Source organism: Pikeienuella piscinae (assembly GCF_011044155.1).
In the GTDB taxonomy this organism is placed as follows: Bacteria; Pseudomonadota; Alphaproteobacteria; order Rhodobacterales; family Rhodobacteraceae; genus Pikeienuella; species Pikeienuella piscinae.
On record NZ_CP049056.1, the window covers coordinates 2,893,862 to 2,905,565 of the forward strand.

Sequence of the window (11,704 nt, forward strand, 5' to 3'; positions counted from 1 at the left end):
CGCCGCAGGGCGCGCGCCGGTCTTATCCGCGAAACACCGAGGAGAGGAAATTCCCATGCCGTTTTACGAACTTCGCCAGTATGTCATCCGCCCCGGAAAGATGGCGGCCTGGGTCAAGCTCTTCGACGAGGTGATCCTGCCGTTCCAGATCGCGCGCGGCATGGTCGTTCCCGGCAGTTTCAGCGGGGAGACGGACGACAGCGTCTTCGTCTGGATCCGGCGTTTCGAATCTGAAGCCGAACGCGAGCGGCTCTACGCCGCCGTCTATGAAGACCCGGAATGGAAGGACGAGATCGGGCCGAAGGTCCGCGAACTGATGGATCGCGAGAAGATCAAGGTGCTGCGACTGACGCCGACGCCGTCTTCGGTCCTGAAATAGCAAGAATACAGCGGGTGGCGCCGGTTATCGACAGCCGGCGGCGCGCTCCGCCGCCGCAATCCGTTCGATCTCGCCGATGTCCGCGGGCGTCATCGCCGCCCGAGCGCCCTCCATGTCGCGCGAGCACCCGTTCGCGCCGAAGGCGGCGCGTCCGCGCGCGCTGGTGAAGCAATAGCCGTAGCTGTCCCATATCGCGTTTCGCGCATGCCAGAGCGCGTCGCAGCCCTGCGGCGCGGCGTCCGCGCTGGCCGCGCGCGGCGTTTCGGCCTTCGCGCCGGCGGCGCGGCAGCAACGGATCCAGTTCGAATGGGCCCACCCCTCGCGCCCGTCGCGCAAACGCACCCGGGCCCAGGCGCCGTCGCGGTCGAGAACCTCCAGTTCGGTTCCCGGCGCCATCTTGTCGATCCGGCCGCCGCGCCCCGCCGGCGCGCTGCGCAGCGCCAGGAAATTGTCGCCCTGGGGATCGAGCCCGTCCACATAATGCAGCGAAGCTGGCGCCGGCGCTTGCGGCGTGTCGCCCGTCGCCGACTGGTCGGGCGGGGCGGCGAGGTACACCTCCCGCAGTAAAGAGGAATTCTCCCACGGCGTTTGTCGCCCGCTGGTCTCGCGGACAACGTCGGCGCGCACATGGCGCATGACTTCGTGAATGTCGTCGTCCCGCGTTCCGATATGCCGGATCAGCGCGGCGGTGAAGGGGCTGTTGCCGCCGGCGCCGTCCGTCGCGACATCGTTGGGCGCGGTCGAGAAGGCGATGAAGGAGCCGACCCCGGCCTCCAGCCGCGCGAGGCCTCGAGACGCCGCCCCGGCGGAGCGGCTCGCCGTCGTGTCGACGAACGGGTTGTTGCGGCAGGCGTCGAGGATCACCACCCGCGTGCGCGCCCGCAGCTCCATCGTTCGCAGCACCGCCTTGAGCTTGACCGAGCTTGACTGTAGCGCATCGGCGCCGGCGAACCGCGCATCGACCGGGATCAGGTAGTTCTCTCCACCCAATTGCGCGCCGTGGCCCGAATAATAGAACAGCGCGACATCGTCCCGCGCGACCCGCCTCGCGAACGTCTCGACCTGTTCGAGCATCTCGATCCGGGTGAGATCGTAGCCGTCGATCACGTCATATGCGAGGCCGCGAAGGCGGTCGGCCATGTCGCGCGCGTCCTTCGCCGCGTTGCGAAGCGAGCCGCTCTCCGCATAGGCGCCGTTGCCGATGACGAGCGCCACGTTCTTCGCCATCGCGGCCGGCGCGAACAGAACGAGGATGAGGACCAGAATGCGCAGCATCGGACTCCGATTCGCCTGTCGCGGGCCATGACTATAGCAGGAATCGCCGCCGCCGCTCGCGTCACGACCGGTCGAGCCGCCCCTCCAGTAGCCAGGTTCGCATCCTGCCCTTGCCCTTCACCTCGATCTCGCCCCGCGCGGCGAAGGCGAAATCGGCGGCGAGCAGGTCGTGGACCGCTTCGGTCACCTGGATCTCGCCCGCCGGGGCGGTCGATTCCATCCGGCTCGCGACGTTCACGCTGTCGCCCCAGAGGTCGTAGACGAATTTGGAGCGGCCGATGACGCCCGCGACCACCGGGCCGACATGGACCCCGGCGCGCATCGAGATGTCGACGTCGCGCGCCTTCGCCACCTCGTCGAGTCGGACGCGCATGGCGAGCGCGGCGTCGAGCGCATGGGCGGGATCGGCGCTGCGCTCCGTCGGCAGGCCCGCGGCCATCATGTAGGCGTCGCCGATGGTCTTGATCTTCTCCAGATCGAACTCGTCGGCGATGCGGTCGAAACCAGTGAAGATGTCGTCGAGGATCGCCACGAGCGCCTCGGGCGTCATGGTGGCGGAGAGCGGGGTGAAGTTCACAATATCGGCGAATACAACGGTCGCTTCGTCATGACTGTCGGCGATCAGCGTCTCGCCGGCGCGCATCCGCCCGGCGATGGAGGGCGGCAGCACGCTGAGGAGGAGACGTTCGGTCAGCGCCTTCTCGTCGGCGAGATCGCGCGCGCCGGCCCACGCCTCGCGCCGCGCGCGCTCGATGGAGTAGGCGACCCAGGACATCACCGCGAGCGTGGCGTAAAGGATGAAGAGCGGCGCGTAGGGCACCTCCATCCAGAAGGCGACGACGGGCGTGAAGGCGAGGGCGAAGATCAGGCCGAGCGGCGCCGCGAAGCGAAAGAGGAGCCCGAGCCCGACCAGCATGATCGTCAGGGTGAAATTGAAGAGCGTCGCCGACCGCTCGATCCAGAGCCCGTAATTGCCGCTGCCGAACATGAAGATCGCGAACAGCCCGGCCGCGAACAGCCCGACGACGATCTGGCCGTTGCGGACCGCCGCCGGCAGCGTCGTGATCCAGAGCGCAAGGAGCAGCACGACGATGTTGGCCGCGCGAACCGCGAGGCCGGCGAGGAACACGTCATAATGCGCCCAGCCCTCGACGATCATTCCGTAGAATTCCAGCGCGCCCTGCAGCAGGGCGAACAGGATCATCACCAGAATGACGACGCGGAGCGGCCCGACGGCGCGGCGGTTGTTCTCCTGGATGAAGGCGCTCTCCAGCGCCGGATCGCGAAAGGCGAGGGTGAACCGGTTGAAGCCGCGATCCGCCGCCGGGCTCAGCGCCTCGGTCACATCACGGCCATTTCGCCACCGGAGGCAGGCTCATCAGCACCGCTTCGGGGTTGTGGCCGGTCTCCAGTCCGAATTTCGTGCCGCGGTCGTAGACGAGGTTGAATTCGGCGTAGCGGCCGCGTTTCACCAATTGCGCCTCGCGATCCGCGTCTGTCCACGGCTCGTCGCGACGCTTTTCGGTGATCGGCAGGAAGGCGTCGAGAAAGGCGCGGCCGACATCCTGCGTATAGGCGAAATCGGCCTCCCAATCGCCGGTGCAGAGATCGTCGTAGAAGATCCCGCCTACGCCGCGCGGCTCATCCCAGTGACGGATCATGAAATACTCGTCCGCCCAAGCCTTGTGCGCGGGGTAATAGGCCGGATCGTGCCGGTCGCAAGCGGCTTTCAGGACGCCATGAAAGAACGCAGTGTCCTCGGCGACCTCGACCATGGGGTTGAGATCGGTTCCGCCGCCGAACCACCAGCAGAAGGGCGTCCAGAACATCCGTGTGTTCATGTGGATCGCCGGCGTCTTCGGGCTTCGCATATGGGCGACGAGCGAGACGCCGGAGGCCCAGAAGCGCGGGTCGTCCTTCAGCCCCGGCACCTCCTTTCGCGCGGTGAGCGAGCGCTGGGCGGCCTCGCCGAGCCGGCCGTGGACGGTGGAGATGTTGACGCCGACCTTCTCGAAAACCCGGCCCTCGCGCATGACGCTCATCACACCGCCGCCGGACTCCTCGCCCGCCTCGCCCTGACGGCGGGTTTCCTTTCGCGTGAAGCGGCCGGCGGGGAGGCGGGCGTGGGGGCCAGTGGTCTGTTCGTCCTCCAGCCGTTCGAAAGCCGCGCAGATCGTGTCGCGAAGTTCGGTGAACCATGCGGCCGCGCGGGCTTTCTCGGCGCGCATCTCGCCGGGACGTTCGGCTTGGGCGTCGGTCACGGGTTGTGTCTCCCCTGCATCTTCGTCGGGTTTATCGGCATTGGGGCGCGGCGGCGCAAGGCGCGGCGCTTGCCTGCGACGGAAGGCCGGGCTACCACCCTCGCCGGAACCGAAGGGATCTTGCCGATGGATCAGATCAGGACCTGCCCGCCTCGCGCGTGACGCGGCCCGTCTGACCGGGCCCGGCGCCCGCATCCGTCGCCTTTTCCCGTCTCGCCCCTCCGGAGGGTCGTCGCATGTTCCGCTTCTTCGAAAACCTCGTCGATCCCTATCGGGGCGATTCCGGCGGGCCGGTTCCAACCCGGCTCTGGCCGTTCCTTCTGCGCTTCCTCGCGCCTTTTCGCTGGGTGCTGGTTCTCGCGACGTTTTTCACCGCCCTCGGCACGCTGATCGAGATCGGGCTGATCTGGTATGCCGGGCGCGTCGTCGATCTTCTGGCCGCCTCGTCGCCGGAGACCTTTTTCGCTGAACATGGCGTCGAGCTGCTGCTCATGGCGGGGTTCGTGCTGGTGCTGCGTCCGGCGGTGCAGTTCGTCGACGTCGCGCTGCTGAACCAGGCGCTGATGCCGAATCTCGGCACGCTGGTGCGCTGGCGGGCGCATCGGCGGATGCTGCGCCAGTCGGTCGGGTTCTTTCAGGCGGATTTCGCCGGGCGGATCGCGTCGCGGGTGATGCAGACCGCGCCGTCGATGGGTGAAGCGGCGTTCCAGATCTTCGATGCGCTGGTCTATGCGGCGGTCTACCTGATCGGCGCGCTGATCCTGCTCGCCGACACCGACGCGCGGCTGACGCTGCCGCTGATCCTGTGGTTCCTCGCCTATGTCGCGATGATGGCGTATTTCACGCCGCGCGTCGGCGCGGCGAGCAAGGCGTTCTCCGACGCGCGCTCGGCGATCACCGGGCGGATCGTGGACAGCTATTCCAACATCCAGACGGTCAAGCTGTTCAGCCACGGCCAGCGCGAGGAAGCCTACGCGCATGAAGCGATCGAGCATGGCCGGCAGACCTTCGCGCGGCAGATGCGGATGGTGACGGGGATGGATCTCGGCCTCGTCGTCATCAACGGCTTCCTGATGGCCGGCGTCGTCGGCTGGGCGATCTGGCTCTGGTCCGAGGGCGCGGCTGGGGTCGGCGCTGTGGCGGCGGCGACGGCGCTGGTCCTGCGGCTCAACGCGATGACCGGCTGGATCATGTGGGCGCTTTCCTCGCTCTTCCAGAACCTCGGCGTGATCGCGGAGGGGATGGAGACAATCGCCGCGCCGATCACGCTCAACGACCGGCCGGGCGCGAAGCCTCTGGTCGTCGCGGGCGGGGCGATCCGCGTCACCGGTCTGCGCCACACCTACGGGCAGGCGGGCGGCGGCGGCCTCGACGGGGTTGATCTGGATATCGCGGCGGGCGAACGGATCGGCCTGGTCGGGCGTTCGGGGGCGGGTAAATCCTCGCTGGTGAATCTCCTTCTCCGGTTTCACGATGCGGAGGCCGGACGGATCGAGATCGACGGGCAGGACATCGCCGGGGTGACGCAGGAGAGTCTGCGCGCCGCGATCGGCATGGTGACGCAGGACACCTCGCTTCTCCATCGCTCGGTCCGCGACAATATCCGCTACGGGCGCCCCGACGCCAGCGAGGCGGAGATCGCGGAGGCGGCGCGCAAGGTCGCCGCCGACGGATTCATCCCCGATCTCGTCGACCTCGCCGGGCGCCGGGGCTATGACGCGCTGGTCGGCGAGCGGGGCGTGAAGCTCTCCGGCGGCCAGCGCCAGCGCATCGCGCTCGCCAGGGTGGTGCTGAAGGACGCGCCGATCCTGGTGCTGGACGAGGCGACCTCGGCGCTCGACTCCGAAGTCGAAGCGGCGATAGAGGAAAGCCTCATCGACCTGATGGAAGGCAAGACCGTGATCGCCATCGCCCATCGGCTTTCAACCATCGCGCGGATGGACCGGATCGTGGTTCTGGACGCGGGCCGCGTCGTGGAGATCGGGCCGCATGCGGCGCTGATCGCGAAAGGCGGGCTCTACGCCCGGTTCTGGGCGCGCCAGTCGGGCGGGTTCATCGGTATGCAGGAGGCGGAATGAGCGCTGGCGATACGTTCGGACGCACCATCCAGCTCTTTCTGGCGGACGGCAAGCCCACAGGGTTGCGCAAGGCGACCATCCACGGCTGGACCGGGCTGCTTTTTGTGAGCGGCGCCTCCGCCTTCGGCGATCTGACCGCGCGGGAGGAGGTGGACCGCACCGGTGTCTACATTCTCTCCGGCCCCGATCCCGACAAGCCGGGCGGCGCGCGCGCCTATATCGGGTCGGGAAATTCCGTCGCCGAGCGGATCAGGCAAAGCGCCCTGAAGCGCGACTTCTGGGAAACCGCGATCACCGTGACCACCAGCGATGACGACCTCTCCAAGGGCCATGCCGAATATCTCGAGGCGCGGCTGATTCAGGTCGCGGCGCAGGCGGGCCGCGTGACGCTCGACAACGGCACGCAACCCGACACTTTGCGCCGGCGCCTGCCGGAGGCCGACGTGGCCAACATGGAGCAGTTCCTCGCCAATCTCAGGATCATCCTGCCGGTGATCGGCCTCGACATGCTCAAGCCGCAACCCCGCGCGGTGACGCAGACGGTCAGGCCGGTCGAGGAGCGCACCACAGGCGAGGTGCGCTTCGAGATCCGGCACAAGAGCGGCGTCAAGGCCACGGCGGTGGAGGAGGACGGCGAATTCATCGTGCTCGAGGGGTCGGAGGCCCTGACCGGCACGGGCTATGTCCAGCAAAGCTATGGCGGGCTGAAGGAAAAGCCGATCGCCGACGGCGTGCTGGTTCCACATGACGCGCCCGGCGCGGAGAAGCTGCGCTGCGTCCGGCCCTGGTCGTTCTCCAGCCCCTCGGGAGCGGCGGCGGTCGTGCTGGACCGGAACAGCAACGGGCGAACGGAATGGAAGGTGAAGGGCGCGAGCCAGACCTATCACGACTGGCAGCAGACGCAGGCTTTGAGGCAGGACGCGGAATGAGGAGTTTCTTCGCCTCGCTCATCCAGCCTTTCGCCCATGCCGACGGGCCGCCGCCGCAGCGCTTCGGCGCGTTCCTGATGTGGCTCCTGAGCGGGGCGTGGCCGGCGATCACGCTGGCGGCGCTGGCCGGGTTCATCCTCGGCGTCGTCGAATCGGCGGCGGCGCTGATCATCGGCTGGGTGATCGACGATGCAGCGGCGCACGGGGTGACGGGGTATTTCGCCGCGCGCTGGCCGATGCTGCTGCTCATCGCCGGGTTCTTCATCGTCCTGCGCCCGGCGCTGATGGCGCTTGGCGCCGCCATGACCTCGATCGCGCTCGGCCCGAATCTCTTCTCTCTGGTCATCACCCGGCTCAACCGCCACACGCTCGGCCAGTCGCTCAGGTTCTTCGACGACGATTTCGCCGGCCGGCTGACGCAGAAGGCGGTGCAGACCGCGAACTCCGTCACAGAAGTGGTGCTGGAGACCTGCAACGCCATCACTTTCGCCTTCGCCACGCTGGTCGGCGCGGCGCTGGTGCTGGGGCAGGTGGACTGGCGCCTCTCGGCGCTGCTTGCGCTCTGGATCGCAGCCTATTTCGCGCTGATCCGCTGGTATCTGCCGCGCATCCGCGTGCGGGCGCGGGCGCGGGCGGCTGCGCGGGCGGCGGTGACCGGGCAGATCGTCGATACGCTCTCCAACATCGCCACGGTCAAGCTGTTCGCGCATGTCGGGCGCGAAGAGGAGGCGGCGGAGCGCTCGGTCGGCGCGTTTCGCGAGCGGGCGCTGGAGTTCGGCGGCCTGGCGGCGGGGTTTCGCGGCGTGCTGATGGCGCTGGCCGGGGTGCTGCCCGTCCTCCTGATCGGTTGCGCGCTCTGGCTCTGGAGCGAGGGCGCGGCGACGGCCGGGGACATCGCGGTCGCCGGGCTTCTCTCGACCCGCATCGCGCAGATGTCGGGCTGGATCAGCTTCACGACGATGACCATCTTCTCGCATCTCGGCGAGGCCGAGGACGGCATGCGGACGTTGACGCCGGGCCATGACATCACCGACCGGAAGGGCGCCGCGCCGATCGCGCGGGCGGCGGGCGACATCCGGTTCGAGGATGTCCACTACAATTACGGCAAGGCGGAGGGCGGCGGGCTCAACGGATTCGACCTTCACATACGCCCCGGCGAGAAGGTGGCGCTGGTGGGCCGCTCCGGCGCCGGCAAGACGACGGTGCTCTCGCTCCTCCTGCGGCTCTATGACGTGGAAACGGGGCGGATCACGCTCGACGGGCGGGACATCCGCGATCTTACGCAGGACGGGCTGCGCCGGCAGATCGCGATGGTCCGGCAGGAGACCTCGATGTTCAACCGTTCCGCTTCGGAGAACATCTTCTACGGCCGCCCGGAGGCGACATGGGAGGAGATGATCGAGGCCGCGCGCGAAGCCGAGGCGCATGATTTCATCGAGGGGCTGGAGGATTCCAGCGGGAGGCGCGGCTATGACGCGCATCTCGGCGAGCGCGGCGTTCAGCTTTCGGGCGGCCAGCGCCAGCGTGTCGCGCTCGCCCGCGCGATCCTGAAGGACGCGCCGGTTCTGGCGCTGGACGAGGCGACCTCGGCGCTGGATTCCGAGGTCGAGGCGGCGATCCAGGAAAGCCTCGACCGGCTGATGGAGGGACGCACGGTGATCGCCATCGCGCACCGGCTCTCCACCATCGCGCGGATGGACCGGATCGTGGTGCTGGAGGAAGGCCGCATCGCCGAGGAGGGCAGTCACGAGACGCTGCTGGCGCAGGACGGGCTCTACGCCGGGTTCTGGACCCGGCAATCGGGCGGCTTCATCGGGCTGGAGGCGGCGGAGTAGAGGCGGCGCCGCCGCCCGATTGACGAAAAAGCCCCGCCCCTTTTTCAGGAGCGGGGCGAGTTCGTCGCCTGGCAGGGACAGGATGCGGCGACGGGGAACCCGGGCGTTAGCGGGTCAGTCGGTGAGGGCGGCGGGCGCGACGGCCTCGGCGGCGGCGCGCCGCACCGCGCCGGCGAGCCGGTCGAGGTCGCCTGCGCAAGCGCTGAGGAAAGGAGTCGCCTCCGCCAGCGTGCGCGTCTGGCCGCGGGCGCGGATCAGCGCGCCGAGCGTTCGCCCGCAGGCCGCCTCGGCCTCGTCAATCTGGCGGCGGAGCGAAGCGAGATTGTCGATGGTGGCATGATCGAGCATATTTCTCTCCTCTTCCACTACATGATGTATGTCTGCCGAACGTAACGACAAGATATTTGTTCCGTGAACTTTCTGTGATCGCCGCGCCGCAACCGCTTGGCCGAAGCCCGACCGCGCGCCGCGCGCGAAGCAATTGTCGTTTCCGCTGGTTGTGACGGAACATGGCGTTCCGGCCGCGACCGTCATGGATCTGGAGATCGACCTCCCGTCCGATGTGGTTCAGTCCGGCGCCGGACGAATCGCGGATCTTCGCCTTCATCGGGCTAGCCTCCGCCGGTAGCGGCGCGCCGCACGATCTTTCGCTTCCCGCGCCCGTCGGTTTCGCCGCGGGCTTCGAACCTTCGACGGCGTCTTGGCGCGGATCGGGCTGGATCGGGCTCCGGGGGGGCGATTCCCCGGCCCGGAGGCGACGATCGCTCCGACCGTCCCTGCGGCCGAGGCGCTGGCGGCCCCGACGCTGGCTTCGGCGGCTCTGTTCCTCTCGGGATTCGGGTTGCTCGGGCTCCCGGCCCCGCCGCCCCCCGCTGGGGGCGCGGCGACAAGGGGTGCGACCAGAGCGCAACCCCGGACGCCGCCTAACCGCTGGACGCGCCGCGCGTCACGCGCTAAGCCCGCAAACGTGAGCGAAACCGCGCCGCCCGGCGCGCGGCGCCTGTCGCCGTGCAGGCCGGCGCGAAAGCAACTGCCGGACCGCCGGCCGATTAGAGGGGATGGGACCCGTGTCCGAAGCAATTGGAACCCGCCGCGACTTTCTCTATGTCGCGACCGGCGCCGCAGCCACCGTGGGCGTTGGCGCCGCCGTCTGGCCGCTGGTGGACCAGATGAACCCGAGCGCCGACGTGCGCGCGCTCGCCTCGATTGATGTGGATATTTCCGGCGTCGAGGAGGGCACCCAGCTCACCGTCAAGTTCCTCGGCAAGCCGATCTTCATCCGTCACCGCACGCAGGAAGAGATCGAGGCGGCCCGCGAAGTCGATGTCAGCACGCTGCGCGATCAGGTCGCGCGCAACCCCAACATCGCGGGCGACGCGATCGCGGACGACAAGAACCGCACCATCGGCGACCGCGAGGACTGGCTGGTGATGATCGGTGTCTGCACGCATCTCGGCTGCGTTCCGTTGGGCAACGCCGGTGATTTCGGCGGCTGGTTCTGCCCTTGCCACGGCTCGCATTACGACACCGCGGGCCGCATCCGCAAAGGCCCCGCGCCGGAGAACATGCATGTTCCGATCGCGTCATATCCGGACGAAAACACCGTCAAGCTCGGCTGAGGAGATCTGATATGAGCGGCATTCCTCACGAACCCTACGAGCCGAAATCGGGCGCGGAAAAATGGATCGAAAGCAGGCTACCGTTTATCGGCATCCTGCATTCGACGCTTTTCATCCCGACGCCGAAGAACCTGAACTGGATGTGGATCTGGGGCATCGTGCTCACGTTCTTCCTGGCGGTTCAGATCGTGACCGGCATCACCCTGGTGATGCACTATACGCCCGACACCACGCTCGCTTTCGCCTCTGTCGAGCACATCATGCGCGACGTGAACGGCGGTTGGCTCCTGCGGTATCTCCATGCGAACGGCGCGTCGATGTTCTTCCTCGCGGTCTACATGCATATCTTCCGGGGGCTCTATTACGGCTCCTACAAGGCCCCGCGGGAGATCACCTGGATCATCGGCATCCTAATCTACCTGGCGATGATGGCGACCGCGTTCATGGGCTATGTGCTGCCCTGGGGGCAGATGTCGTTCTGGGGCGCGACGGTCATCACCGGGCTCTTCGGCGCGCTGCCGCTGATCGGCGAGCCGATCCAGACCTGGCTGCTCGGCGGCCCGGCGGTCGATAATGCGACGCTGACACGCTTCTTCTCGCTGCACTATCTGCTGCCCTTCGTGATCGCCGGGCTGGTGATCGTCCATATCTGGGCGTTCCACACCACCGGCAACAACAATCCGACCGGGGTTGAGGTGCGGCGCGGATCGATCGACGAGGCGAAGAAGGACACGCTGCCCTTCTGGCCCTATTTCGTGATCAAGGACGTGCTGGCGCTGATCGCCTTCCTGATCTTCGCTTCGATCTTCGTCTTCTTCATGCCGAACTTCCTCGGCCATGCCGACAACTATATTGAGGCGAATCCGCTGGTGACGCCGGCGCATATCGTGCCCGAATGGTATTTCCTGCCATTCTACGCGATCCTTCGGGCGATCACCTTCGATCTCTTCTGGATCATCCCCGCCAAGCTCGCCGGCGTCCTGCTGATGTTCGGGTCGATCGCGGTGATGGCGCTGGTTCCGTGGCTCGACACCAGCCGCGTGCGTTCGGGCCGCTACCGGCCGATGTTCCGCTGGGCGTTCGTCGTCCTCGTCATCGATTTCCTGGTGCTGATGTGGGCCGGCGGGCAGCCGGCGGAGGGGATCGTGCCGCTCCTGTCGCTGATCGGCACGGTCTACTGGTTCGGCTATTTTCTGGTGATCCTGCCGGTCCTCGGCATCACCGAGAAGCCGAACCCGCAGCCAGCGACGATCGAGGCGGATTTCGACGCGCATTATCCGCCAAAGGCCGGCGGGGCGCCCGGCGCGCAGCCCAGCCCGGCCGAGTGA

General features: G+C 67.6%; 10 protein-coding genes. 6 read left to right on the top strand and 4 right to left on the bottom strand.

Going from position 1 to position 11,704, the window contains the following annotated elements; genetic code table 11:
* Nucleotides 1-55 precede the first annotated feature (55 nt).
* The gene (locus G5B40_RS13735) at nucleotides 56-379 is read left to right on the top strand and encodes an NIPSNAP family protein (protein ID WP_165099665.1); all 324 of its coding nucleotides are present in this window, start codon (nucleotides 56-58) and stop codon (nucleotides 377-379) included.
* Between the two features lie 24 nt (nucleotides 380-403).
* On the opposite strand, the gene G5B40_RS13740 is transcribed toward G5B40_RS13735, so the two are convergent.
* The 3 genes from G5B40_RS13740 to hemF form a co-directional block, all read right to left on the bottom strand.
* Nucleotides 404-1,654 carry a caspase family protein gene (locus G5B40_RS13740; protein ID WP_165099668.1) on the bottom strand — a complete coding sequence of 417 codons (1,251 nt, stop codon included), beginning with the start codon at nucleotides 1,652-1,654 and terminating at the stop codon, nucleotides 404-406.
* Nucleotides 1,655-1,715: 61 nt separating this feature from the next.
* The gene (locus G5B40_RS13745) at nucleotides 1,716-2,999 is read right to left on the bottom strand and encodes an adenylate/guanylate cyclase domain-containing protein (protein ID WP_165099671.1); all 1,284 of its coding nucleotides are present in this window, start codon (nucleotides 2,997-2,999) and stop codon (nucleotides 1,716-1,718) included.
* Nucleotide 3,000: 1 nt separating this feature from the next.
* Nucleotides 3,001-3,882 (bottom strand): oxygen-dependent coproporphyrinogen oxidase, encoded by an 882-nt coding sequence (gene hemF, locus G5B40_RS13750; RefSeq protein WP_165103649.1) that lies wholly within the window; start codon nucleotides 3,880-3,882, stop codon nucleotides 3,001-3,003.
* Nucleotides 3,883-4,151: 269 nt separating this feature from the next.
* On the opposite strand from hemF, the gene G5B40_RS13755 reads away from it, so the two are divergent.
* The 3 genes from G5B40_RS13755 to G5B40_RS13765 are packed head-to-tail and all read left to right on the top strand — an operon-like array spanning nucleotide 4,152 to nucleotide 8,757.
* A complete protein-coding gene (locus G5B40_RS13755) occupies nucleotides 4,152-5,993 on the top strand; it encodes an ABC transporter ATP-binding protein (RefSeq protein WP_165099674.1) in 1,842 nt (613 codons plus the stop codon).
* Nucleotides 5,990-6,922, top strand: coding sequence for a GIY-YIG nuclease family protein (locus tag G5B40_RS13760; RefSeq protein ID WP_165099676.1), 933 nt, complete (start codon nucleotides 5,990-5,992; stop codon nucleotides 6,920-6,922). Before G5B40_RS13755 ends, G5B40_RS13760 begins: the two co-directional genes overlap by 4 nt.
* Nucleotides 6,919-8,757 (top strand): ABC transporter ATP-binding protein, encoded by a 1,839-nt coding sequence (locus tag G5B40_RS13765; RefSeq protein WP_165099679.1) that lies wholly within the window; start codon nucleotides 6,919-6,921, stop codon nucleotides 8,755-8,757. The genes G5B40_RS13760 and G5B40_RS13765 overlap by 4 nt, the downstream gene beginning before the upstream one ends.
* Nucleotides 8,758-8,871: 114 nt before the next feature.
* Here G5B40_RS13765 and G5B40_RS13770 read toward each other — a convergent pair whose 3' ends face one another.
* On the bottom strand, nucleotides 8,872-9,105 hold the full coding sequence (locus tag G5B40_RS13770) for a hypothetical protein (protein ID WP_165099682.1): 234 nt from the start codon (nucleotides 9,103-9,105) through the stop codon (nucleotides 8,872-8,874).
* 710 nt (nucleotides 9,106-9,815) lie between these two features.
* Between G5B40_RS13770 and petA the strand changes: the two genes are divergently transcribed.
* Both petA and G5B40_RS13780 read left to right on the top strand, forming a co-directional pair.
* Entirely contained in the window at nucleotides 9,816-10,376 is a 561-nt protein-coding gene (gene petA, locus G5B40_RS13775; protein WP_165099684.1) for a ubiquinol-cytochrome c reductase iron-sulfur subunit, read from the top strand.
* Nucleotides 10,377-10,387: 11 nt separating this feature from the next.
* The gene (locus G5B40_RS13780; RefSeq protein ID WP_165099686.1) at nucleotides 10,388-11,704 is read left to right on the top strand and encodes a cytochrome b; all 1,317 of its coding nucleotides are present in this window, start codon (nucleotides 10,388-10,390) and stop codon (nucleotides 11,702-11,704) included.

Bases quoted from the DNA above. Each gene is read 5' to 3' on its own strand.
- hemF (WP_165103649.1), bottom strand. From the start codon at position 3,882: ATGCGCGCCGAGAAAGCCCGCGCGGCCGCATGGTTCACCGAACTTCGC.
- G5B40_RS13760 (WP_165099676.1), top strand. From the start codon at position 5,990: ATGAGCGCTGGCGATACGTTCGGACGCACCATCCAGCTCTTTCTGGCG.
- G5B40_RS13755 (WP_165099674.1), top strand. From the start codon at position 4,152: ATGTTCCGCTTCTTCGAAAACCTCGTCGATCCCTATCGGGGCGATTCC.
- G5B40_RS13780 (WP_165099686.1), top strand. From the start codon at position 10,388: ATGAGCGGCATTCCTCACGAACCCTACGAGCCGAAATCGGGCGCGGAA.
- G5B40_RS13740 (WP_165099668.1), bottom strand. From the start codon at position 1,654: ATGCTGCGCATTCTGGTCCTCATCCTCGTTCTGTTCGCGCCGGCCGCG.
- petA (WP_165099684.1), top strand. From the start codon at position 9,816: ATGGGACCCGTGTCCGAAGCAATTGGAACCCGCCGCGACTTTCTCTAT.
- G5B40_RS13735 (WP_165099665.1), top strand. From the start codon at position 56: ATGCCGTTTTACGAACTTCGCCAGTATGTCATCCGCCCCGGAAAGATG.
- G5B40_RS13770 (WP_165099682.1), bottom strand. From the start codon at position 9,105: ATGCTCGATCATGCCACCATCGACAATCTCGCTTCGCTCCGCCGCCAG.
- G5B40_RS13765 (WP_165099679.1), top strand. From the start codon at position 6,919: ATGAGGAGTTTCTTCGCCTCGCTCATCCAGCCTTTCGCCCATGCCGAC.